At 67.6% G+C, this 23,859-nt stretch carries 23 protein-coding genes and 1 pseudogene; 1 reads left to right on the forward strand and 23 read right to left on the reverse strand.

Annotation, left to right across the window (positions count from 1 at the left end; translation table 11 throughout):
• The 12 genes from MK181_05305 to MK181_05360 form a co-directional block, all read right to left on the reverse strand.
• Positions 1-332: translation initiation factor IF-2 N-terminal domain-containing protein (locus MK181_05305; protein MCH2419213.1), on the reverse strand; the 332-nt coding region annotated here is incomplete at its 3' end.
• Positions 333-776: 444 nt separating this feature from the next.
• Positions 777-1,904, reverse strand: coding sequence for a transcription termination factor NusA (nusA, locus tag MK181_05310; protein MCH2419214.1), 1,128 nt, complete (start codon positions 1,902-1,904; stop codon positions 777-779).
• A complete protein-coding gene (locus MK181_05315; protein ID MCH2419215.1) occupies positions 1,901-2,413 on the reverse strand; it encodes a ribosome maturation factor RimP in 513 nt (170 codons plus the stop codon). The genes nusA and MK181_05315 overlap by 4 nt, the downstream gene beginning before the upstream one ends.
• A 235-nt stretch (positions 2,414-2,648) precedes the next feature.
• Positions 2,649-3,875, reverse strand: coding sequence for a flavodoxin-dependent (E)-4-hydroxy-3-methylbut-2-enyl-diphosphate synthase (gene ispG / locus MK181_05320; GenBank protein ID MCH2419216.1), 1,227 nt, complete (start codon positions 3,873-3,875; stop codon positions 2,649-2,651).
• Between the two features lie 51 nt (positions 3,876-3,926).
• Positions 3,927-5,222 carry an RIP metalloprotease gene (locus tag MK181_05325; protein ID MCH2419217.1) on the reverse strand — a complete coding sequence of 432 codons (1,296 nt, stop codon included), beginning with the start codon at positions 5,220-5,222 and terminating at the stop codon, positions 3,927-3,929.
• Between the two features lie 6 nt (positions 5,223-5,228).
• Positions 5,229-6,386: a 1-deoxy-D-xylulose-5-phosphate reductoisomerase gene (gene dxr, locus MK181_05330; GenBank protein ID MCH2419218.1), complete on the reverse strand. Its 1,158-nt coding sequence runs from the start codon at positions 6,384-6,386 to the stop codon at positions 5,229-5,231.
• A gap of 41 nt (positions 6,387-6,427) precedes the next feature.
• Positions 6,428-7,729, reverse strand: a complete 1,302-nt coding sequence (locus tag MK181_05335; protein ID MCH2419219.1) for a phosphatidate cytidylyltransferase — start codon at positions 7,727-7,729, stop codon at positions 6,428-6,430.
• A 27-nt stretch (positions 7,730-7,756) separates the two neighbouring features.
• Positions 7,757-8,320 carry a ribosome recycling factor gene (gene frr, locus MK181_05340; GenBank protein ID MCH2419220.1) on the reverse strand — a complete coding sequence of 188 codons (564 nt, stop codon included), beginning with the start codon at positions 8,318-8,320 and terminating at the stop codon, positions 7,757-7,759.
• A 52-nt stretch (positions 8,321-8,372) separates the two neighbouring features.
• Complete coding sequence (gene pyrH / locus MK181_05345; GenBank protein ID MCH2419221.1) at positions 8,373-9,110, reverse strand: UMP kinase; 738 nt, start codon at positions 9,108-9,110, stop codon at positions 8,373-8,375.
• A gap of 1 nt (position 9,111) precedes the next feature.
• Entirely contained in the window at positions 9,112-9,903 is a 792-nt protein-coding gene (gene tsf, locus MK181_05350; protein ID MCH2419222.1) for a translation elongation factor Ts, read from the reverse strand.
• A gap of 2 nt (positions 9,904-9,905) precedes the next feature.
• The gene (gene rpsB / locus MK181_05355) at positions 9,906-10,877 is read right to left on the reverse strand and encodes a 30S ribosomal protein S2 (protein ID MCH2419223.1); all 972 of its coding nucleotides are present in this window, start codon (positions 10,875-10,877) and stop codon (positions 9,906-9,908) included.
• Between the two features lie 166 nt (positions 10,878-11,043).
• A complete protein-coding gene (locus MK181_05360; protein ID MCH2419224.1) occupies positions 11,044-11,379 on the reverse strand; it encodes a cytochrome c in 336 nt (111 codons plus the stop codon).
• A gap of 162 nt (positions 11,380-11,541) precedes the next feature.
• Here MK181_05360 and MK181_05365 point away from each other — a divergent pair, with 162 nt between their 5' ends.
• Complete coding sequence (locus MK181_05365) at positions 11,542-11,736, forward strand: hypothetical protein (protein MCH2419225.1); 195 nt, start codon at positions 11,542-11,544, stop codon at positions 11,734-11,736.
• Between the two features lie 19 nt (positions 11,737-11,755).
• On the opposite strand, the gene rplS is transcribed toward MK181_05365, so the two are convergent.
• The 11 genes and pseudogenes from rplS to smc form a co-directional block, all read right to left on the reverse strand.
• Positions 11,756-12,103, reverse strand: coding sequence for a 50S ribosomal protein L19 (gene rplS, locus MK181_05370; GenBank protein ID MCH2419226.1), 348 nt, complete (start codon positions 12,101-12,103; stop codon positions 11,756-11,758).
• A gap of 169 nt (positions 12,104-12,272) precedes the next feature.
• On the reverse strand, positions 12,273-13,007 hold the full coding sequence (gene trmD / locus MK181_05375; protein ID MCH2419227.1) for a tRNA (guanosine(37)-N1)-methyltransferase TrmD: 735 nt from the start codon (positions 13,005-13,007) through the stop codon (positions 12,273-12,275).
• Entirely contained in the window at positions 13,004-13,531 is a 528-nt protein-coding gene (rimM, locus tag MK181_05380) for a ribosome maturation factor RimM (protein MCH2419228.1), read from the reverse strand. Before rimM ends, trmD begins: the two co-directional genes overlap by 4 nt.
• A gap of 7 nt (positions 13,532-13,538) precedes the next feature.
• Positions 13,539-13,787 carry a KH domain-containing protein gene (locus MK181_05385; protein ID MCH2419229.1) on the reverse strand — a complete coding sequence of 83 codons (249 nt, stop codon included), beginning with the start codon at positions 13,785-13,787 and terminating at the stop codon, positions 13,539-13,541.
• 179 nt (positions 13,788-13,966) lie between these two features.
• Positions 13,967-14,188: pseudogene (gene rpsP, locus MK181_05390) on the reverse strand (30S ribosomal protein S16).
• 181 nt (positions 14,189-14,369) lie between these two features.
• Entirely contained in the window at positions 14,370-15,821 is a 1,452-nt protein-coding gene (ffh, locus tag MK181_05395; GenBank protein MCH2419230.1) for a signal recognition particle protein, read from the reverse strand.
• 22 nt (positions 15,822-15,843) lie between these two features.
• Positions 15,844-16,689 (reverse strand): signal recognition particle-docking protein FtsY, encoded by an 846-nt coding sequence (ftsY, locus tag MK181_05400; GenBank protein MCH2419231.1) that lies wholly within the window; start codon positions 16,687-16,689, stop codon positions 15,844-15,846.
• A gap of 116 nt (positions 16,690-16,805) precedes the next feature.
• Positions 16,806-18,323 (reverse strand): trypsin-like peptidase domain-containing protein, encoded by a 1,518-nt coding sequence (locus MK181_05405; GenBank protein MCH2419232.1) that lies wholly within the window; start codon positions 18,321-18,323, stop codon positions 16,806-16,808.
• A 49-nt stretch (positions 18,324-18,372) separates the two neighbouring features.
• A complete protein-coding gene (locus MK181_05410) occupies positions 18,373-19,584 on the reverse strand; it encodes a HAMP domain-containing histidine kinase (GenBank protein MCH2419233.1) in 1,212 nt (403 codons plus the stop codon).
• The gene (locus MK181_05415) at positions 19,581-20,273 is read right to left on the reverse strand and encodes a response regulator transcription factor (GenBank protein ID MCH2419234.1); all 693 of its coding nucleotides are present in this window, start codon (positions 20,271-20,273) and stop codon (positions 19,581-19,583) included. Before MK181_05415 ends, MK181_05410 begins: the two co-directional genes overlap by 4 nt.
• 51 nt (positions 20,274-20,324) lie before the next feature.
• Positions 20,325-23,825: a chromosome segregation protein SMC gene (gene smc, locus MK181_05420; GenBank protein ID MCH2419235.1), complete on the reverse strand. Its 3,501-nt coding sequence runs from the start codon at positions 23,823-23,825 to the stop codon at positions 20,325-20,327.
• Between the last annotated feature and the right edge of the window lie 34 nt (positions 23,826-23,859).

Raw genomic sequence — 23,859 nt, forward strand, 5'->3', positions numbered from 1 at the left:
GCGCCGGCGCGCGGCTGGCGGTGGCAATCGGGCACGGGTTCGGGGACAGGGTACCAGACCTGCGGCGCTCCGGCTGAGCCGTCGCCCGGCTCGGGCTCGGGATCCGGCTCCGGCGGCTTCGCGACCTTCTTCTTGCCTGGTTCCTCAGGCTGGACGTCGCGCACCAAGCCCTCACGCTGTGCCTTGCGACGGGCCCGGTCGGCCTGGGCTTCGACGATGCCCGATGAGTGGCTCTTCACACCTATACCCAGGGATTCACAGAGGTCGAGGACCTCGGCGTTGGTCATCCCCAGTTCTCGCGCCAGCTCATAGACGCGGATGTTCTTCGGCACGGTGGTTTCGTCGTCCTGTTTGTTGGTGGAGTTTGTTGGTGGAGTTCTGCTCGTACGGGGATCGGCCCCCGAATCAAAGAGATCGACAGGTGGGTCGGCACCGGCCGAACCGCCGTCTGACGCTATCGGTTGGAGGGTTGGATCACCCGTCCGACTCCCGCGGGTCGGAGATGGCTCGACAGGCAGCGACTATCGAACGGAGATAGTCGACAGTCGCCGGCCGACGAAAGGACCGGGCCAGGTCGCTGACCCGCAAAGCTTCCAGACAGGCGTCTGTCGGGTGCAGCCAAGCACCCCGGCCGGGGGCCGTCCGGTCGACCCGTGGGCCGGCCGCACCCTCCGGCCAGGCCAACCGGACCATCTCGGTGGCCGGCCCTATGGCCCGGCAGGCGACACAGGTCCGCTCTGGCCCGACCCCCACGGGAGCGGTACCGGGTCGGACGCCTACTTCTCTTCCTCCCCGGTCTCGGTGGCCGCCACGGTCCACTCGCCAGCCGAGACGGCCGGGCCGCCCTCGGCGGGCTTCCAGACCTGTTCACCAGTCTCCTTGTCGACCACCCACTCGCCCTCGGCCCAGTCGACGTCGGCGTACGCCGCTTCTTGGGCCACCTGGGTCTCACTCTTAATGTCGACCCGCCAGCCCGTCATCCGTGCAGCCAAGCGGGCGTTTTGGCCCTCCTTGCCGATGGCAAGGGACAGCTGGTAGTCAGGAACAACCACCGTGGCGGTGCCGGTGTCCTCGTCAATGAGGACTTCCTTTACCTTGGCCGGAGAGAGGCCCTTCATCACGAAGTCGGCCGGATCCTCCGAGAACGGGACGATGTCGATCTTTTCGCCCCGCAGTTCGTTGACGACCATCCGTACCCGGGCTCCCCGCGCACCCACACAGGCCCCAACCGGGTCCACGTTGGAGTCGTTGGACCACACAGCGATCTTGGTGCGGTGACCTGGCTCCCGGGCACAGGCCCTGATCTCGACAACGCCGTCCGCGATCTCGGGAACCTCCAGCTCGAACAGCCGCTTGATGAGTCCCGGATGGGTCCGACTGACCACGATCTGGGGGCCCTTAGCCGTCTTGCGGACCTCTACGATGTAGGCCTTAAGCCGGGCGTTGGCCTCCGGGCGCTCGAAGGGAACCTGCTCGGCCTGAGGCAGCAGGGCTTCGACCCGGCCTAGGTCCAGAAGGGTGTACCGAGCGTCAGTCTGCTGGATCATGCCGGTAACGATGTCGCCCTCGCGGCCGGCGTACTCCTCGTACTTGAGGTCGCGCTCGGCCTCCCGGATCCGCTGGGTCATGACCTGCCGGGTCGTCTGGGCGGCGATTCGACCGAAGTTCTCAGGCGTAACGTCAAACTCCTCACCAACCGGCTCGCCCTCCTCGTCTAGGTCCTGAGCCAGCACCCGAATGTCCATCGTCTCGGGATCAATGGTTACCCACGAGAATTCGTGGGCGCCGGGCATGCGCTTGTAGGCCGACTCGAGGGCATCGGCCAGAGCGGCGAACAGGGAGTCCACGGAGATCCCGCGGTCAGCCGCCAGGGCCTGGAGGGCCTCCATCATCTCGGGGTTCATGACCCGACCTTCCTTCCCGAGTCGGCGGAGCCGTCCCGATCGTGCCCCTTACGAGCCGACTTGGGCTCAGGGGTCCAGATGAAGACGGTGCGCGCCTTAAGAATCTCGTCGTGGCGGATGGATCGGACCGAGCCGTCGGCCGTCCGGACAACGACGCCCTCGCGATTACTCGCCTGCAGGACGCCGGAGACCCGACGATCGCCGTCGGTGCCGGGCTGGGTCTTGATCGTCACCTCGGTACCGACGGCCCGCTCGAAGTGGACGGGACGCTTGAGGGGCCGCTCGAGGCCAGGGCTGGTGACCTCGAGGGTGTAGGTCCCGGCAATGAGATCCTCATGGTCGAGGGCACGCGAGACCTCGCGGGTGATCCCGGCGATGGCGTCCATCCCGACTCCCTCGGGGTGGTCGACCACTAAGCGAAGCACGCCGCCCTCGTACTCGACGTCGAGCAACTCGATGCCTATCCGGTCACACAGAGGAGCCGCCATAGCGTCGATCCTGTCGGTCACCGCCATGATGCCTCCTTCCTGTCGTTCCGTCCCGGTGTCGCCACCGGAGCCTCGATTTCCGTCACGGTCACCCGCCGGAACCGAAAACAAAAGGCGTGGGCAGAGCCCACGCCTCGTCGGGAAACCGGCGATGCACGTCGGCGGAAGCATACCGGCGACAGCGGTCAGCGACTAGGGCCAACTGGTGACCGCGGTCGCTGGGCCAACGTGCCCTGGAGCCGCGGACTGACCCGGATCAGACCGTATGACGCCGGATGAGCTCGATCCGCGAGCTGGTGTCGTTGGCATCTTCACCCTGTTCGGCCAGGAGCCGCTCCCGGTCGCGTTCGGCCTCGCGGGCCGCCTTCTCGGTGTCAACGCGGGCCAAGGCGGCCTCGACCCCCTCGGCATGGATGAACTCGGCCCACTCCACCAGGGCATCGACCATCTCGTCCTCGGCCACCACGGCGGCGTTGCGCCCCTTCACGAATAAGTGACCCCGGCGGTTACCTGCCGCGATCCCCAGGTCGGCGTCCCTCGCCTCGCCAGGCCCGTTCACCACGCAGCCCATGACGGCCACCTGCAGGGGGATCTCCCGGTCGGCGAAGGCGGCCATGGCATCGGCGGCCACTGCCACCACATCGATCTCGGCCCTCCCGCAACTCGGACAGGCGATCAGGTCCACGTTCTTGCGCTCACGGAGGCCCATGGCCTCAAGCAGGGCCCGACCGGCACGGGCTTCCTCGACCGGGTCGGCGGTCAGTGAGTACCGGATGGTGTCGCCAATCCCCTCAGCCAGCAGGGTGCCGATGCCGGCCGAGGACTTGATCAGTCCGGCGGGCGGGGGGCCGGCCTCGGTTACGCCAAGGTGCAGCGGATAGTCGGTCACCTCGGAGAGTTGCCGATAGGCCTCGATCATGAGCGGAACGCTGGACGCCTTGACGGAGATCTTGATGAGATCGAAATCAACCTCGGCGAAGTAGCGGATCTCGTCGAGGGCCGACTCGACCATGGCCTCCGGGGTCACCCGTCCGCCGTATTTCTCGTAGAGATCGGGGTGTAGCGAGCCGCCGTTGACACCGATCCGGATGGGCACGCCCCGGTCGCGGGCCTCGGACGCCACGGTTCGGATGTGCTCCGGTCGTCTGATATTGCCGGGGTTGAGACGCAGGCAGTGAACCCCGGCCTCCAGGGCGGCCAAGGCCATTCGGTACTGGTGGTGGATGTCAGCCACGATGGGGACCGGCGAGCGGGGGACGATCCGAGCAAGCCCCTCTGCGGCCTCCAACTCATTGCACGTACAGCGGACGATGTCGGCACCGGCCATGGCCAGGTCGTAGACCTGCTGGAGGGTGGCCTCGTGGTCGGCGGTCCGGGTGATGGTCATGGACTGCACCGAGATCGGTGCTCCCCCACCCACGGCCACGTCTCCCACCATCAGGCGACGGGTGGGGCGGCGTTCGATCCCGGCCTGGACCTCCATGGGGATGAGGCTACCGGTGACCCGACAGAGCCTCCCCTCGGCCGGCGTCGGTCAGCCGAAGTCGGGGAAGTCCACGATGTCCCGGTAGAGGGCAACCACGGTGATGGCCAGGATGAGAGACACCACAGCCCAGGTGACCGGCACCAGCCGGGAGGCGTCGGCCATGTGGCGCCGCCCACCGATTGACCTCACCCGCTCGTATGTGGCGATGGCTACGTGCCCGCCGTCGAACGGGAGGAGCGGCACCAGGTTGAAGACGCCGACGAACACGTTCACCAGGATCAAGAACCACACGTAGGTAGACCAGCCGTCGTCGAACATGGCGCTCCCGAGGCGGGCCGCCCCGTAGATGGAGAGCAGCCGCTCATCGTCGGCCGGGTCGGCTGCTGGCTCCACGACCGGGGCCGGCGATTTGTCGGGCACGGCAGACGGACCACCGGTGGTGGCCTCAGACGGACCTACTGCTCCGGCGAAGAACTTGGCTAGGCCATCGGGGCTGAAGATGCCCACCAGCCCCGTGACCGACATCCACGCTAGGTCGGCGAAGCGAACTACGGCCTCGCCCGCCGCCCGGACGGGACCCATCGTGACCAGGGGTCGGTCCGCTCCGACGCCGAAGAACCCGGTCACCACGCCGTCCACGCCGACCCGCTCCCCGATCACCGCCCGGTGGACCATCGCCTCCCCGTCTCGCTGGACCACCACGTCCACCAGGTCGCCGGGCACCGATCGGACAACGGCGCCGAACTCGTCGAACCGTGTGGTCTCGACCCCGTCCACCGACAGGATCCGGTCGCCCGCTTGAACGTCAACGGCGGCGGCCGTCGATCCTGGTACCACCTCTCCGACTACCCACCGGTCGGGGTCGGGGGTCCCCACGGCGGCGTAGACCACGACTAGCAAGAACAGGGCGATGGCGAAGTGGGTGGCCGACCCGGCGAGGGCCACGGCCATCCGCTTCGGGTAGGACTGCTGGCGGTAGGTCCGCGGCTCGTCTGTCGGATCGACGACGTCGAGGCTGCTCATACCGGTGATCCGGACGTAGGCGCCGGCAAGGAAGATGGCCTTGACCCCGTAGGTGGTCTCTCCCCGGCGCACTGACCACAGTCGCGGGCCGAAGCCGACGAAGAACTCGGTGACCTGCATCCCCGCCCACCGGGCGACCAGGAAGTGGCCTAGTTCGTGCAGGGCCAGCATTGCGACGATCGACAGGACCACCACCAGCCCGGACAGGCCTCCGATGAGGCCGAAGGACACCAGGGCGCCGATCAGGAGGGTTAGCCGGATTCGATCGTTGCGGGGTTCGTTACGGACCGCACGGTCTCTCGGCTCTGGCAGATCGGTCACGGCCGGTCAGTTCCCGGCAACAACGAGGGCCCGGGTCGCCTCGCGGGCCCGCCGATCAACGTCCAGCACTGATTCCACGTCCTCGGCTCGATCACCGGGCCACTGGTCCAGGACCTCGGCCAGGAGGCGGCCGATGCCGACCCATGGCAGGACCCCATCGAGGAAGGCGGCCACAGCTACCTCGTTGGCGGCGTTCAACCAGGCCGGGGCCGTTTCGCCCAGCCGACCGGCGGCGATGGCCAGGTCCAGGCACGGGAAACCGTCCCTGTCGGGTTGCTCGAAGTCGAGGCGCCCTAACTCGGCCCAGTCGATGGCCCCGTAGGCCACTTCGAACCGGTCCGGCCAGGCCAGGGCGTAGCCCATGCACAGGCGCATGTCCGGGTTGGAGAGCTGAGCGATGGTGGCACCGTCGGTGAACGTCACCATGGAGTGGACGATGGACTGTGGATGGACAACCACGTCGATGTTGTCGTAGGCCGTCCCGAACAGTTCGTGGGCCTCGATCACTTCGAGCCCCTTGTTCATGAGGGTCGAGGAGTCGACGGTGACCTTGGGGCCCATGGCCCACGTCGGATGGGCCAACGCCTCTTCCACGGTCACGGCGGCCAGTTCTTCGGCCGACCGGCCCCGGAACGGGCCCCCGGACGCTGTGAGGACGATGCGCGCCACCCGTTCGTCCACGTCGTTGGCTCGCAGGCACTGGTGGATGGCGCAGTGCTCGCTATCGACTGGCAGCAGTTCGGCGCCCGGGGTGGTCCGCACTCGCTGGACAACCGGACCGGCGGCGATCAGGGACTCCTTGTTGGCCAGGCCGAGGCGGCGGCCGGCGGCCAGGGTGGCCAGGGTCACCGGGAGCCCGGCGAACCCGACCACGCCGTTGATGGTCACGTCGGCTAGGACGGCCGCCTCGGCCAGGGCGTCGGGTCCAGCCAGCACTTCGGTTCCGTCGGGCACCCCGGACGCCACGTCGGCGGCCACCGACGGGTCGGCCACAGCCACCAAGTCGGGTCGAAAGGTACAGGCTTGTTCGACCAGCAGGTCGACGGAGCGGGCGGCACCGAGGGCCACCACGTCGAAGTCGTCGGGCCGGTCGGCCACCACCTCGAGGGTTTGGGTGCCGATGGATCCAGTCGACCCGAGTACGGCGACCGAGGTCGGTGACATGGGGCGAGCCTACCGACGGGCTCCCGGACGCCGTGAGCGGATCAGACGGTGAACAGGTCCATCAGCCGGGCAGCGAAGTAGGTGGCCGGCAGGACGAACAGAAGGGCGTCGAACCGGTCCATCAGGCCGCCGTGGCCGGGGAGGATGCTTCCCATGTCCTTGATCCCGAGATCCCGCTTGATCATCGACTCACAGAGGTCGCCGAGCGGAGCGGCTAGGGCGACCACGATGCCGAGTACGAACGCCGTGCCCAGGTCGCCGGGGTCCTGGCCGAACGGGGTTATACGCCCCACCACCAGCACAGCGACCCCGAATGCGACGGCCATACCGCCAATCAGGCCCTCCATGGTCTTGTTGGGACTGACCGCCGATAGTGGGCTGCTCCCGAACATGCGGCCGATGAGCAGGCCTCCAGTGTCGTAGCCGACCGTGCACAGCACGGCGGCCAGCAACATCCCGATGCCGTTCGGGTCGCTCAGCATCAGCCCGACGAAGGAACCCAGGAATCCCACATAGAGAACGCCGAAGAGGGTCACCGAGACGTTGAGCATGGGTGCCTGGCGGTCGATGCCCGTCAGGTACCAAAACAGGGTGAACAACACGGTCAGGGCCAGGATCAGCGGGATGGCGGCTTCAAAACGCCAGTAGGCCCCCAGGTTCAGGGCAGCCACCGCTGTGACGCCGAGAAGGGAGGCCGGCTGGTAGCCGGACCGGCGGACTGCGAGGAAGAACTCGCCGGCGGCCAGGGTGAGCAGCACGGTGGTCAGGGCGAGCGTCGCGTTGGCTCCGATGCGGAAGGCCACCAGGGCCAGGGCACCCAGCCCGACACCTGTCACCACGGCCAGCGGGAGGTCCCGTCCGCTGCTGCTGCCAGCCATGCCCGAGCCGCCCCGGAGCGGAGGGGACGGGGCCACGGGAGTGCCCGACGGCGGAGCCGACCGGGTCCCGGTGGATGCAGCCGAGGCGGTGAGGTCGGGAAGGGGCTCGTCGGGTGGCAGAAGGGGCGGGTCGAATTCGGCGGACGAGGATGATCCGAGCGGCCCGTCATCGAAGAACGCCGCCACGGCCGCCTCGTCGTGGTCACCGACCGGCTGCTGGGACTCGTGATCATCCGGGACGTCGTCAGACCATCGAGGGGCATCGTCGAGGCCGGTCCAGGGGTCGACAGAAGGCGAACCGCCGGTAACGTCGGTGGGCGGTTCTGTCCAGTGGGGCAACTCGTCGCCAGGCGATTCGCCACCGAAAACGGAACGACCGGGTTCGACCACGTCGTCCGGCGAGTCCAGGCCGAGGATCCTGATCTCCTCGAAGCCCTGGTCTTCGCTCCCCTTCTGTTCGTTCACCCCGGGTCTCCCCTCGTGATCACTGGCTCAGACTTCGAGCAGGTCATCTTCCTTGGCTTGACGAGCCTCGTCGATTTCGGCCTCGAAGCCGTGGATCAAGGAGTCCAGGCGGTCGGCGGCCCATCGGAGATCGTCCTCGGACACCGACCCCTCAATATCGTCGAGGTCCTTGCGGGCGTGTCGTCGGACTCCCCGCATCCTGTTCTTGCCGTCCTCTGCCATGGTGTTCACCATGCGTACCAGATCCCGGCGCCGTTCTTCGGTCAGCTCTGGAAAGCTGAGCCGAATACTCCGCCCGTCGTTGCCCGGGGAGAGACCCAGGTCGGCCACCAGGATGGCCTTCTCGATGGCCGGTACGTTGCTCGGGTCGTGTGGCGTGATGAGTAGTTGCCGAGCTTCGGGGATGGAGAACGAGGCCAGTTCCTGGAGGCGCATCTCCACGCCGTAGGCGGTGACTGGCAACTTCTCCACCAGGGCGGAAGAAGCCCGACCAGTGCGCACGGTCGAGAACTCGCGGCGGGTGTGGGCCACGGCCTCCTCCATGGATGACGAGGCCTCGTCGAGGACCATCTGGATCATCTCGTCGCTCAACGCTGCCTCCGTCGTCTGACCGGCGGTCTGCCGGGTCCTCGTCGGTGACGGATCAGGCGACCAGCGTGCCCACCGACTCCCCAGCGAGGATTGACCGGACGTTACCCGAGGCCATGAGGTCGAACATGACGATCGGGAGGTCGTTGTCCATACACAGCGTGATGGCCGTGGCATCCATGGCCCGGAGTCCCTTCTGGATCACGTCTAGGTAGCTGACCTGTTCGAGCCGGGTGGCCTCTGGGTCCACCTTGGGGTCTGCGGTGTAGATGCCATCGGTTCCTGAGTGGGTGCCCTTGAGAACCACGCCAGCCTCGATCTCGACGGCCCGCAGGGCAGCAGCCGTGTCGGTAGTAAAGAAGGGGTTGCCGGTCCCCCCGGCAAAGATCACGACCCGACCCTTCTCGAGGTGTCGGATGGCCCGGCGACGGATATACGGCTCGGCGATCTGCTCCATGTGGATGGCCGTTTGGACCCGGGTGGGCTGACCGAGCTGTTCAAGGGTGTCCTGGAGGGCCAGCGCGTTGATCGAAGTGGCGAGCATGCCCATGTAGTCGGCCTGGGCCCGGTCCATGCCGGCGCCAGCGCCGGACATGCCGCGCCAGATGTTGCCGCCGCCGACGACCACGGCGATGTCGACGTCGAACTCGGAGCGGACGTCGGAGATGTCCCGGGCGATCCGCCCGACGATCTCACCGTCGATGCCGTATCCGGCCTCGCCGGCGAACGCTTCGCCGGAGACCTTGAGGACGATCCGATCCCAGCGTGCCGGGATCCGATCGCCGGTGGTCATCTCAGGCCCCCAAGTAGGCCTGGGTGAACCTCTCGATGCTGCCACCGTTCAGGACGTCGGCTACCGAGGTCTTGTCGCCATGAAGTCCCTGCTCGAGGAGAACGGTGTCGCGGAACCAGCCGGTCAGCCGGCCCTCCACGATCTTGTCCCAGGCCTGTTCGGGCTTGCCCTCGGCCTTGGTGATCTCCAGCAGGGCGGCCCGCTCCCGCTCCACCAGATCGGAGGCGACCTCCTCGCGGGTGAGCACTGTGGGCTTGGCGAAGGCGATGTGGAGGGCTACCTGGTGGAGGGTCTCCTGGTCGACGCCCGAACCCTCGACCACCACGCCGTTCACGCCCCGCCCGTCCTGTACGTGGAGGTAAGTATCGAGCACGTTGCCCTCGGCCGCTTCGATAAGGGAGACCCGGCCGACCTCGACGTTTTCCTTGATGGTGAGACGGAGGTCGTCGATGGCCGTCGAGCGGGCCTCGACAGCCGCTTCGCCATCGGTCAGCACGGCGTTGACCAACTCGTCCACGAGAGACAAGAAGCCGTCTGACTTGGCCGAGAAGTCAGTCTCGCACTTGAGGTGGACTAGGGCGGCCCGGCGACCATCGGAGACGAGGGCCACGGCGCCCTCGACATTTTCCCGGTCAGATCGGGTGGCTGCGTTGGCCAGGCCCTTCTCACGAAGTATCTGGGAGGCCGCCTCGAAGTCGCCGTCGCACTCGACTAGCGCCCTCTTGGCATCCATCATCCCGGCACCGGTGGCGTCGCGCAACGCCTTCACGTCCTTGGCGGCGATATCACCCATGGTCAAGCCTGCTCCTCGTCGGTGCTCTCGACCAGGGCGTCCGCCTCGGCGACTGACTCTTCGGTCTCGGTAGAAGCCTCACCGGCCGCTTCTTCGGCGACCGGGGCTTCGGTGGGCAAATCCTCAGCACCCGCGTCCTCGTCGTCGCCAGCCCCTGCCACGGTGGAGGCCACCCGGGCCTCGCGCTCGACCGACTCAGAAGCCGCTTCGTCGCGAGCCTTGGTTTGCTCGGCGGCCCGATCCTCTGCATCCAGCGACGGTCCATCGTCCTTGCCGGCGCTGCGGGAGTTAAGGATGAAGCGACCCTCCTCGACGGCATCGGCCACCACGCGGCATAGCAGGCTGCCTGACCGAATGGCATCGTCGTTGCCGGGAATGAGGTACTGGATGACGTCTGGGTTGCAGTCGGTGTCGACGACGGCCACCACCGGGATGCCCAGCTTGTTGGCCTCGGTTACGGCGATGTGCTCCCGCACGGTGTCGAGCACGAAGATGGCGTCGGGCAGGCGCTCCATCTCCTGGATACCGCTCAGGTTGCGCTCAAGCTTCTCGAGCTCGCGGCCCAGCATGAGGGCTTCCTTCTTGGGCATGGCGTCAAACTCGCCGGAATCCCGCATGCGCTGGTACTCCTGCATCTTGGAGACGCGCTTGGAGATCGTCTGGAAATTGGTGAGCATGCCGCCCAGCCAGCGCTGGTTCACGTAGGGCATGCCGCACTTCTCGGCGTAGGAGCGGATGGCGTCCTGGGCCTGGCGCTTCGTGCCGACAAACAGCACCCGACCACCGTCAGCGACAAGATCGCGGACGAAGGTGTAGGAAGACTCGATCCGCTCGAGGGTCTGCTGGAGATCGATGATGTAGATCCCCGACCGCTCGCCGTGGATAAACCTCTTCATCCGCGGGTCCCAGCGCCGGGTCTGGTGTCCGAAGTGGACGCCCGCCTCGAGCAGCTGCTTCATGGTCACGACAGCCATGCCGTGGTCTCCCTTCCCATCGGTTCGTCTCGCCCCCACCTCGCGCCCGAGGGCGACCGTGGGTGGGTGGGGGTGTTCTGGTCTGGTCCGACACTCGGTGTGCGAACCGGGGACAAAGTGTACCGGTGCCTGCTGGGAATCAGTTCGGTGACCCCTGACTAACGAGTCAAAGGACCTCTCGGGTGTAGCGGACCACGGCCTCGATCTCGACAGTCGTGTACCGGCCCCGGAAACCGGGCATCCCTCCCCGGCCGTCCTCCACAACCGTTAGTTGGTCCTGGATGTCGGTGAATCGGTCCTCCACCGCCCGCATCGACGGACCACGACCTCCCGAACCGTCCGGAGCATGGCAGGAGGCGCAGGATCGCCCCCAAACATCCCGGCCCAGGACGAGGACGGGGTCGGCCGACCCCGTGTCAGTTCCGGGTACGAGCGGAGGAGCCCCGGCACAGGCCGAAGCGAGCAGGAGGACGACAAGAGCGGCCGAAGGGTGGGGACGCATGGCATGGGCGACGATACTGACGCCATGGGCTTCGACCCCCAGCGCTCACACCGACGACGACCGAGCGACGTGCTCTACGTTGGGGCAACCGTCGTCATCGGCATCCTGCTCGTGGCCTGGGCGCTCTTTCGGTAACCGATGCCAGGCCGAGGAGGTCGTGAGGTGGAAGACCCGGAGATCCTGGGAGAGTTGGAGGAACGTTTCGTCCAGCCGTACCAGGCCACCAAGACCTACTTGTGTCCAGGCTGTAACCGGGAGATTCCCCCCGGTCTCGGCCACATGGTCATCCTGCCGGTCGACGCCCCCGACCTTCGCCGGCACTGGCACCGCGGGTGCTGGGTCGGACGCCAGCGCTGACCCGTTCGAACCGGAACGGTCAGAACTCCCGCTTCTCCTTGACCTTGGCCCGCTTCCCAATCCGGTCGCGTAGGTAGTAGAGCTTCGCCCGACGGACGTCACCCCTGCTGAGCACCTCGATGTGGTCGATGATCGGCGAATGGACTGGGAAGGTCCGCTCCACTCCCACGCCGAAGCTGAGCTTGCGCACCGTGAAGGTCTCCCGAACACCGCTGCCCTGGCGCTTGATGACCACGCCCTCGAACAGCTGGACGCGCTGGCGGTTGCCCTCCACCACGCGAACGTGCACCTTCAAGGTGTCGCCGGCACCGAAGTCGGGAACGTCGTCTCGGAGGTTCTCATGGTCGACGAGATCGGTGGGCTGCATGGCTCGTCCTCGAGAGGCCGGGTCCGGAGAAGCGATCCGGACGGATTCGTGGACCGACCCGGAAGCGAATCGGCAGGATCTGCGGCCCGCTTCACGGACCGGTCGGCCAGCATACGGCCAGCAGCAGCTGACGACACCGGCACCAGTCGGTCCCGCCATGTCGTCCGACTTAGTCCCCGCCCTGACCGAACTCCTCTAGGAGCGCCTGATCGGCTTCGGTGAGTCCACCTCGGCGCTCGATGAGGTCCGGTCGGAGGGCCAAGGTACGGACCAGCGCCCCGGCCCGACGCCAGCGGGCCACCCGCCCGTGATCGCCGGAACGCAATACCTCGGGCACCTCCATGCCCCGGAAGTCGGCCGGGCGTGTGTAGTGCGGATACTCCAACAGCCCGTCGGCAAACGACTCGTCGTCGGGAGAGGCCTCGTTGCCCAGCACACCCGGGCGGAGTCGAGCCACCGCCTCCATGATTGCCAACGCCGCCAACTCGCCACCGGCCAGCACGAAGTCACCCAGCGATACCTCGTCGTCGCACAGCCCGGTCCGGATTCGCTCGTCGACGCCCTCGTAGCGGCCGCACAACAGAGAGAAACCGTCGAGGGCGGCCAACTCAGCCGCTACCGACTGGTCGAAGCGCCGTCCACCCGGGCCTAGCAGGATCAGCGGTCGTGGTGGGTCAACTGCCTCGACAGCGGCGAACACCGGCTCGGGCATCATGACCATGCCGGCCCCACCCCCGAACGGACTGTCGTCGATCGTGCGGTGTGCATCCTCGGTGGCCAGGCGGAGGTCGTGGGCCCGCACGTCGAGGTGACCGGCCACTCCGGCCCGACCCAGGATGCTCTCTCCCGCGTACGCCTCGACCATTCCGGGAAAGATCGTGAAGACGTCGATCCGAAGCGTCACGGGGCACCTCCCCCGTCACCAACGAAATCATCGTCGAGCAAACCGGCTGGCACCTCTACGTCGATGCGGATGCCGGGCTCAAAGCCCACGAGGAAGGCCAGCGGGACTAGCCGACCGTCGTCCAACTCCAGGAGATCGCTGGCTGGGTTGTCGATTAGGGCAATCACCGTGCCGTGTTCGGCACCGTGCTGGTCGACGACCGTCGCCCCGACCAGCTCATGAACCCAGAGGGTCTCGTCGTCGGCATCGAGGATCGGCGAGGCTGACAGCACCACCCCGCGCCAGGCCTCGGCAGCGTCCCGGCCGTCGATTCGGTCGAACCGGACCAGGTGGCGGTGCTGGTGAGGTCGGCTGGACACCACAGTCAGCGGCCCGCGCCCGGTCTCCAGTACCGATCCGGGGTCCAGCCGCTCCAGGCGCTGGGTGACGAGGCTGACAACTACCTCCCCACGAACACCGTGGGGCTTGTCGATCCGGCCGATCTCGAGAAGGGCCGGACCGTCGGGGTCCGACCGGCCGTCCATCGGACAGTCAGTCGACGAAGTCGACGTCGATCTCGGTCTCGTCGCGGACCGCGGCGGCCCGGACAATGGTCCGGATGGCGTTGGCCACCCGGCCGCGACGGCCGATAACCCGGCCCATGTCGCCGTCAGCGACGGTCACTGAGAAGGTGCACCGCTCCTCGCCCGACGTCTCGATGCGGACCTCGTCCGGCTCTTCGACGATCGACTTGATCAGGTACTCGAGGACTCCCTCGGCGGTCTTGGCTTCAGCGCTCATGATGCGTCCTCCTCGGACTCCTCGGCAGGAGCCTCCTCAGCGGCCTCTTCAACGGCCTCATCAACGGCCTCTTCAACGGCCTCATCAACCGGTGCCGGCACAGCAGGGGCGACTGGCGCCGCGGTGACGCTGGTACCCACTGGCTGACCCTTGAACTCGTCCCAAGCCCCGGTGATCTTCAGGAGCTTCTCGACGCGCTCGGTTGGCTGGGCGCCGTTGCGGAGCCACTCGACGGCCTTCTCGTTGTCGATCTCGATGACGGACGGATCACGGCGGGGGTCGTAGAAACCGACCGCCTCGATGATCCGCCCGTTGCGCGCCTTGCGCGAGTCGGCGGCCACCACACGGTAGGTCGGCTGCTTCTTCTTACCCATCCGCATCAGGCGGAGCTTCACGGCCACGTCGGTACCACTCTCTTCTCGTGTGTGGCCCCGCACGGTCTGGCGGGGCAGGGATCGGGGCACGGCAGACTATGCACCCCTTCGGTCCGCACAGTCTGCCGTGACGCGGCCCATTTTCCAGCCCCTCCGGTCGGAAGCCACGAATGACGGCCGTCTCACCGACCGGACCCAGTGCTCGGAATCAGCTCTTCGGCCGGTCCAGGCCGCCGCCCAGCAACCCCGGAACGTTCGTCTCATCACCCAAACCGGGTAGGGAGAGCCCCTTCTTACGGTCCACCGGGACTGGGCCCCGGGCCGTGGTCCGCCCACCGCCTCCCTTCCGACCCTTCCGGACCTTCTTCTTCGTCGCACCCCGACCACCCATTTGCTTCATCATCTTCCGCATCTCACGGAACTGCTTGACCAGCTGGTTGATCTCCCCTGCCTGGGTGCCGCTGCCCCGGGCGATCCGGGCCCGACGTGAGCCGTCGATGATGTCGGGATCAAACCTCTCAGCCGGGGTCATCGAGTTGATGATCCCCTCGATCCGGTCGATACGCCCATCATCGACGTCGACGTCGCCCATCTGCTGCGCCATGCCCGGCACCATGCCCATCAGGTTGCTGATTGGCCCCATCTGGCGGAGTGCTCGGATCTGGTCCAGGAAGTCGTCCAGCGTGAAGGTGCCCTCCAACATCCGGGCAGCCGCCGCCTCAGTTTGCTCCTTCTCGAAGGTCTCCTCGGCCTTCTCGATGAGTGTCTCCACATCACCCATTCCCAGGATCCGCCCAGCTAGGCGGTCCGGATGAAAGGTTTCGAAGTCCTCTAGGCCCTCCCCCGTCGAGGCGAAGGCAACCGGGCGACCAACCACCTCTTTGATGCTCAGGGCCGCACCACCACGGGCATCGCCGTCGAGCTTGGTGAGAACCAGAGCATCTAGGCCCAGGCGAGCGTGGAAGGCCTCAGCCGTTGACACCGCGTCCTGGCCGGTCATGGCATCGATGACCAGGAACGTGTGGTGGGGCTCCAACACTCCGGACACCTCGGCCACCTCGGCCATGAGGTCGTCGTCGATGGCTAGACGCCCCGCCGTGTCGCAGACCACGACGTCGCGTCCCAGCCGGGCCGCCTCGGCCAGGCCAGCCCTGGCAACGGCCACCGGATCCGACGGCTCGCTGAACACCGGGACGCCGATGCGGTCGCCCAGGGTCCGCAACTGCTCGACGGCCGCCGGCCGCTGGAGGTCGGCCCCGATCAGTATCGGGTTACGTCCCCGGGCCTTGTACCACCGAGCCAACTTGGCCGCCGTGGTCGTCTTGCCCGCTCCCTGCAGGCCCGCCAGGAGAACCACGGTCGGCGGCTTCGAGGCATACGGAAGGCGGGCCGCCTCGCCGCCCAGGATCTCGGTGAGCTCCTCGAGAACGATCTTCACCACCTGCTGGCCAGGGTTGAGCGCACCAGCCAACTCGGCGCCCACAGCGCGCTCCCGGATCCGGTCCTGAAGGGTGCGCGCCACCTCCAGGTGGACGTCGGCCTCCAGGAGCGCCACCCGAACCTCTCGGAGGAACTCGTCGACGTCGTCGGGACCCAGGCGACCCTTACCACGGACCCTCCGCAGGATCCCCTCGAAACGGTTGGTCAGGCTCTCAAACACCGTGCGGCCTCCTGAACCCGTCTCAGGCCGGAACGTCGGCCGCGAACAGGGCGTCCACGAACTCCTCGGGATCAAACGGCACCAGGTCGTCCACGCCCTCTCCCACCCCGACCAACTTCACCGGGATGCCGAGGTCGTCCTGAACGGCCACCACGATCCCCCCGCGCGCTGAACCGTCCAACTTGGTCAGCACAATTCCGGTCACATCGACGGCCTCGGCGAACTGTCGAGCCTGAACCAGACCGTTCTGGCCGGTCGTGGCGTCGATGACCAGGAGGGTCTCGGTGACCGTACCGGCCCCCTTATCAGCCACCCGCCGAACCTTGGATAGCTCGTCCATGAGGTTGGCCTTCGTGTGGACCCTCCCTGCGGTGTCGGCCAGCACAAGGTCGGCCCCCCGAGATGCTGCATGGGCCACGGCGTCATACACCACCGAGCTGGGGTCGGCACCCTCGGCGCCCCGCACCACGGTCGAACCCGACCGGTCGGCCCACAGCGACAGCTGGTCAGCCGCCGCGGCCCGGAACGTATCGCCAGCAGCGAACACCAGCCGGCGACCGGACACCGACTCCCTGTAACCCAGCTTGCCGATGGTCGTCGTCTTGCCGACGCCGTTCACGCCAACAAACAGCCAAACCGACGGCTCGCCCCCGAGGGCCAGATCACGATCCGCCTCGCCTAGTCGGGCCAGGAGCTCCACCTTGAGCAGCCTCAGCAGGCCATCGGCGTCAGCTACCCCCTCGCGTCCCACCCGCTTCCGGAGGCCGTCGACTAGGGCATCGGTGGTGACCACACCCACATCAGCCAGAAGCAGGGCGTCGGCCAGGCCCTCCCACGTGGAGTCGTCGATCGACGAACTGTTCCGCACCGGCGCAAGGTGTGTGGACCAGGCATCGCGAGCGCGACCAAGGCGGGAGCGGAGACCCATGGGAGGCGCATCCTACCGGTGGGGTCCGAACCCACCCCGGGGCACCAACCGGCGCGCTAGCCGGTGAACTGGTCGTCGAGGTCGCCCAACTGAACCAGGGCCAGACCGACCTCGCCATCGCGTTCGTACTCCAACTCGACCCGTGATCCCGGTAGCCGGATCTGGATGTCGGCTCGTAGGGCACCCATGTCGCGGATGATTCGGCCATCCGACCGGAAGACGCGGTCGCCGACCAGTAGGCCCGCCAACTCGGCGGGCGATCCCTCCACCACTTCAACGATCAGGGCGCCCGGCCGTCCGTCAATGGTCGACTCGCCCCGGATGCCCAGCCATGCCGTTCCGATTGGTTCGCCCAGGATCAGACGACGGGCCACCAGCACCACTGTGTCGCTGGGGATGGCGAAGCCCACGCCGATGTTGCCGGTTGCGAAGCCAGTGCTTTGGATGGCCGTGTTCATGCCGATAACCCGGCCCTCGCGATCGGCTAACGGCCCTCCCGAGTTACCCGGGTTGATCGGCGCGTCGGTTTGGATCATGGAAACCCCGGCACACTCGGCGCTGAATCCCGACTGGCAGCCGTACGAGTCGATGACCCTTCCCACGGCACTCACGATTCCTGCGGTGACCGTGCGGTCCAGGTCGAAGGGGCTCCCCAGGGCGACAGCCAACTGCCCCACATGGATGTCCTCGGTAAAGGCGAAAACCGCTGGCACCAGGCTGCTGTCCGGCTCGGTCAGCTGAAGCACGGCCACGTCGCGCCGAACGTCGAACCCCACCACCTCGGCGACGATTTGCCGACCGTTGGGCAGACTGACCACCACCTCGTCGGCATCATCGACCACGTGGGCGTTGGTGACGATCCGACCCCCGTCGTCAAAGACGATGCCGGAACCGTGACTGGTCTCGGGGACCGAGACCAGCACCACCGAGTCAACCAGCGCTTCGGCCACGGCGACCACCGGCTCGTCGCCCGAATCGTCGACCGGCGCCTCGGCGAACAGACGGGCCACCAGTAACTCGACCTCCTCGGCGGTCAGGCCGGCCGACTCCTCGATAAGGCGTCCGACCACGGTTTCTACCTCTTCGGCCGACAGCCCGGCCGACTCCTCGACCACGGAGGCGGCGATAGAAGCCACGTCGTCGGTCGACAGGCCAGGGGCTTCGGAAAGCCGGTCGGCCACGATGACCTCCACGTCGGCGGCCGAGAGCCCCTCGCGCTCGGACAAAATTCCCTCGACCAGGGCCGTCACCTCGGCCTCGGACAACCCCCCGGTGGCCAGGACAGTCCCGGTCGCCTCCTCGGACCGGATCTCTAACGGGACGCTGGAAGCCGCATCGCCATCCTCGCCGCGCAGCATCCAACCGGCCACGGCCCCGGCCACCAGTGCAGCCACCAGGACGGCCACGGCGAACAAGCCCGCCAAGAGTCGGCCGCTGATGCGGACCGGAGGTTCGATCGGCGGTACGGGTGCCGGCAGCAGGCCCGGAAAGGTGGGCTCAACGGGCCGACGCCCCCCGACCTCGATGGACCGGCGGTCGACGGACCGTCGCTGGTGGGCCTGATCGTCCTCCATCAGACTGAAAATAGAGCGCCCAACGCCCAACTCCTACGCATCAAGAGATTTAGGAGTCCACATACCGGGGCAACCAAAGGGTGAACGTGGCCCCCTCGCCCTCTACTGACCTCACAGTGGACCGCCCACCGTGGCCCTCGGCGATCTGGCGCACGATGGCCAGACCCAGGCCAGACCGCCCGGCTTCCCGGGCCGACGCCCGGTCACCCCTCCAGAACCGCTGAAATACCCGGTCGACGTCACCGACAGCGATCCCAGGTCCGTGGTCGATAACCGAGGCCCAGACCATCTCCTCGTCCCGGCCCACAGAGACCCGGACCGTTCCGCCCCCCGCCGAGACCCGAATGGCGTTACTCAGAAGATTCGCTACCGCGCGGCGCAGGGCCACGGCGTCCCCCACCACCTCCAGGCCATCGATCCGGTCGTGGTCCAGCACCACACCAGACCGCGAGGCAGCCGCTGCGAAGTCCTCGACCGTCTCACCTACCACGGCGCCCACGTCGATGGGCTCGCGTCGGCTGTCCGGACGCTCGTGGTGGGCGTACAGCAGTAGGTCGTCGACCAGAGCCGACATGCGCTCGGCGGCCCGGAGGGACACCCGCCCGGCCGCCCGAAAGTCCTCCGGCCCGGCCTCTGGATCGGCCATAACCACGTCCAGGTTTGTGCGCAGTACAGCCAACGGGTTACGCAGCTCGTGTGACGCCTCCTGGACGAATCGCCGCTGGCCCTCGAAAGCCTCGTCCAGCCGGTCCAGCATCTCGTCGAAGGTGTCGGCCAGGTCCCGGAGCTCGTCCGACGAGCCTCCCAGTTCGATCCGCCGGGACAGATCGGTGGCGGTGATCTCCCGGGCCACAGCCGAAATCCGACTAATGGGTCGAAGAACCAGGCCGGCCACATACCAGCCCACGGCCAGACTCCCGAGGAACACGCCGGCCAGGGCGGTGAAGGAGTAGGCCCGCAGCCGCTCGAGAGCCCTCCGGTTGACCTCCTCCTCGAAGATGACCAGCCACGGACGATCCTCCTGTTGGTCGACCGACAAAGAGGCCTGGTCGGTAGAACCCTCTTGGGCCAACTGCTCAAATCGGGCCAGGTGCGACGTGGGCTGTTCGGACAGAGCGCGGGACAGACCTAGGTAGATACCCCCCACCATCACGGCGGCCAGCGCGAAGAGAACAATGGAGTAGAGCAGGGCCAACCGGGTACGTAGGCTGCCGAACCGGTCCGGGAAGCGCCCGGCCAGGCCCACCCCGGTCCGGTTCACCGGTCCACCGGCTCATCGACCAACCGGTAGCCCGACCCGACCACGGTCTCCAAGAGCGGCTCCTCGCCCTCCAGGGAGAGCTTGCGGCGCAATGTCCCCACGGTCACCCGCACGGTGTTGGTGAACGGGTCGGCGTGCTCGTCCCACACGTGGTCCAGGAGAACCTCCTGGGACACCACGTCGCCGGGACGGGTCATGAAGTACCGCAGCAATGCGAACTCCTTGGCCGTGAGGTCTAGATCACGCTCACCCCGGCTGGCTCGGTGGCGGGCCGTGTCCAACACCACGTCGCCGACCTCCAGTACGGCCCCCGACCGGCCCGGGTCGCGCCTCAGCAGGGAACGGATACGGGCCGAGAGTTCGTCGAAGGCAAACGGCTTGACCAGATAGTCGTCGGCCCCGACGTCCAACCCCCGTATACGGTCCTCGACGGTGTCCCGAGCCGTCAGCATCAGGATCCGGGGTGGGACCTCGCCCGGCGGATCGGCCCGCAACGTCGAGCAGACCTCCAGCCCATCGATCCCAGGCATGGTCAGATCCAGGCAAATCAGGTCGTATGGGATGAAGGTGGCCTTCTCGATCGCCTCCGCTCCCCCATCGGCCGTGTCGACGGCGTAGCCCTCCCGACGGAGCCCTCGGGCCACCGCGTCGAGCAGGTCGGCCTCATCGTCGACCACGAGGATGCGCACGGGGACGACGGTACTCCGACCTTCCCCGCGGCCAGACCGCGGGACTCCAGATCAGCCGTTGGTCAGGACTCCGAGCCGCCGGGCCACCCGCTCGGCCTCCACCCGCTCGCTGATCACCCTCGACGACCCGCCGGGAGCCATCGATACGCCGTAGAGGCAGTCGGCGGCCTCCATGGTCCGCTTCTGGTGACTGACGATCATCAGCTGGGCGTGGTCTCGGAACTGGTCGACCAGGCCCAGGAACCGGTGCAGGTTGACGTCGTCGAGGGCCGCCTCCACCTCGTCCATGACGTAGAACGGCGAAGGACGACTGCGGAACACGGCGAACAGGAAGGCCAGGGCGGTTAGTGACCGCTCGCCGCCGGACAGCAGCGAGAGCTTCTTAACGTTCTTGCCCGAGGGTCGCGCCTCCACGTCGAGACCCGTCTCCAGTAGGTCGTCGGGATCGGTGAGGCGCAGCTGCCCCTCACCACCAGGGAAGAGGGCATCGAACAGGTCGGTGAAGTGGCTTGACACCTCGGCGAAGGCAGCAGCGAACACCGACACAATCTCTTCGTCCACCGACCGAATGACCTTCCTCAGGTCCTTACGGGTGGAACGGATGTCGTCCAACTGCTCTTGGAGGAACTCATGGCGCTCCCGGAGACCGTCAAACTCAGCCAAAGCCAGCGGGTTAACCGGTCCCATCAACTTCAGCTCGCGCTCTAGGTCGGCTATCCGGTTGGCCGCCGTTACCCCCTCGTCCAGTTCGGGGCACGGAGCATCCAGGGCGGCGTCGGGCTCCAGGTCGAACTCGGCGCGGATCGACTCGGTCAGGCTCTCAAGGCGCAAACGTGTCTCAGCCCGCTCGATCTCCAGCCTCGACTGGTGCTCACGGGCCTCCCGGAGGACGGTCTCGGCAGTCGAGCGCTCGCGACGCAGGCCGTCCAGGCGGGCGGCCACGGCCCGAACCCGCTCGGATTGCTGGCGCCGGTGATCACGCAGGGCATCCAACCGGGTATCGACCATCGACAGGCGCTCATCCAACGCCGCTGTGAGTTCACGGGTAGCGGCCTCCCGCCCGTCTAGGTCACCGCGCTGGGCAGCGGCAGCGGCCCGCTCGTCGGCCAACTGGCCCAACCGTGACCTCAGGTCGGTAGCCCGAGCCCGAACCACGGTCTGGCGACCGGTGGCCTCGGCGACCCGAACGTCGTGGCCGGTTCGTCGGGCACCCAGCTCGGCGGCCCGCTCCTCCAGTGAACTCCGGGCAGCGTTCATCCGGTGTCCTGCCTCCACGGACGCCTCCTCGACCGCCTCCAGACCGGGCAGGCGCCGCTCCAAGTCGTCGACCCTCCGGGCCTCGTCTTCCAGGCGCTGGCCCAACTCGCCCAGGCGGGTCCGCAGCGACTCCGCCTCGGTAGTCAGGTCACGACGTTCGACCTGCAGCCGCTGGAGCGCCTCGGTCGACGCCGTGAACCGGCCGTCATGCTCGTCCAGGGCCCGGTTCCGACGGGCCACCTCGTCGTCGGCGTCGCCCGTCGCCCGCTCGGCCACGTCCAGGGCCCGGGTGGCCTCGCCCCGCTCGACCTCGGCATCGGCCAGCCGGCGCTCGGCATCGGCCAGCGCTGCGCCGGTCGCTCCCCGCCCGTCCCCACCGATCCGCCAGCCCGACGGGCCGAAACGGTCACCGGCCAGGGTGACGATGATGGACTCCGGGTAGCTCAGGGCCAGATCGACCACGGCGTCAAGATCGCCGTCGACGACCACGGCGTGGCCAAGCAAGCGGTCTAGGAGACCGTCGACGCCCTCCCGTCGGGCCCGGACCCGGGACCGGATGGGCGACCCCACCGGCGGAGAAGAACAACCGCTCGAGCCGGCGTCCAGAGCCAGCACAGCCGCCGAGAGCCGACCTTCGCGCAGGGCGGTCAGGGCGTGTCGAGCCTGGCCGACGTCGCCGACCACCACAGCGTCCAGCGCCGAACCCGCCGCTGCCTCGAAGGCCGCCTCGAAGCCATCGTCCACCTCGACCAGGTCCAGCAGCGTCCCCAACACGCCTTCGATGCCGGCCAAGTGCTCGGCGCCGGCCCGTGACCGGGCCTCGTTCAGGGCCAGGGACAGGGCATCCACCCGGGCTGTCACCGACTGGACTTCAGCCTCGGCGGCCATGACCCGTTCCCAAGCCGCGTTCCGGGCCACGGCGGCCCCGTGGGCCCGGGACTCGGACTCGGCCACGGCCTCCACCAGGGGCTCTTCGGCTGTCTCTCCCACCGACAGTTCAGAGCGTAAGCAATCGGCCTCGGCGTCCAGGCGAGTCGATGCCTCCTCCAACCCGCCCAGTCGAATGCCTAGGCGCTCACGCTCCGAGGTGGCCTGGGCAACGGCGGCCCTCAGGACGCCGAGCTCGCCACGAGCCTCGGCGGCGTGACCGCCCAGGGCCGGCACGCCTTCCGACCAGTCCATCTCGAAGGCCGCCCGATCGGCGGCCAGCTCGGTCTCGGCCACGGCCAAGCGCTCGGCCTCCGGTGCCAGGCGGTCGGCCTCAGCGTCCAATTCGGCGGCCTCGGCCTCGGCCCGCTCCAACTCCACCTCCAAGCCCACGACTACCTGCTGGGAGGCCAGAGACGACCGCTCCCGCTCAATGCCCCGGAGCCGTTCGACCAGAAGGGCCCTGAGACCCCGACCTCGCTCCCGCAGGGACTCCAGCCGCACCAGCCGGTCGCCCAGGTCGTCGCCTCCCCTGGCAGCCAACTCGGTCTCGGCCGCCGCGACCTCGGCGTCCACTCGGGCCAGCACCCCACCCTGGGTCGACTCATCGGCAGCCAGCGTGGAGCGCCGCCCAGCCTCGTCCCGGGCCCTGGTCTGGAGGGTGTCCAGCTCCCGTCCCGCCCGGTGGAGGCGCAAAGCGGTCAACTCGCCCAGCAGGTCGCCGTGCCGGCGGGCAGCATCGGCCTGACGTTCCAGCGGACGGAGCTGTCGGCGGACCTCGCGCAGCAGGTCAGACAGCCGGTCCAGGTTGGTTTCGGTGGCCCGCAACCGCCGCTGAGCCTTCTCCTTACGGCGCCGGTATTTCAGGATCCCGGCCGCGTCCTCGATGATCATCCGCCGGTCCTCCGGACGGGCGTTCAGTACGGCGTCGATCTGGCCCTGGGAGATGATGACGTGCTGTTGGCGGCCGACCCCCACGTCGGACAGCAGTTCCTGGATGTCCAGCAGGCGGCAGGGCGCGCCGTTCATCGAGTACTCGCTATCACCGCTTCGGAACAGGGTCCGGGTGATGGTCACTTCCGCAAACTCCACCGGGAGCTGGCCCAACGAGTTGTCGATGGTCAACGAGACCTCAGCCCGACCCAGGGCAGCCCTGGTGGACGTGCCAGCAAAGATGACATCGTCCATCTTCTGGGATCGCACGGCGCTCGGCGCCTGGGCGCCCAGCACCCACGCGATGGCGTCCACCACGTTGGACTTTCCACTGCCGTTGGGCCCTACGACCACCGTGACACCGGGCTCCATCTCCAGGGTCGCCGTGTCAGCGAACGACTTGAAGCCCTTGATGGTCAGCTGTTTCAGGAACACGCAGGACCCCGCGCGCCGCCCGCCCAAATCACAG

The organism is Acidimicrobiales bacterium (genome assembly GCA_022452035.1).
Lineage (GTDB): Bacteria > Actinomycetota > Acidimicrobiia > Acidimicrobiales > MedAcidi-G1 > UBA9410.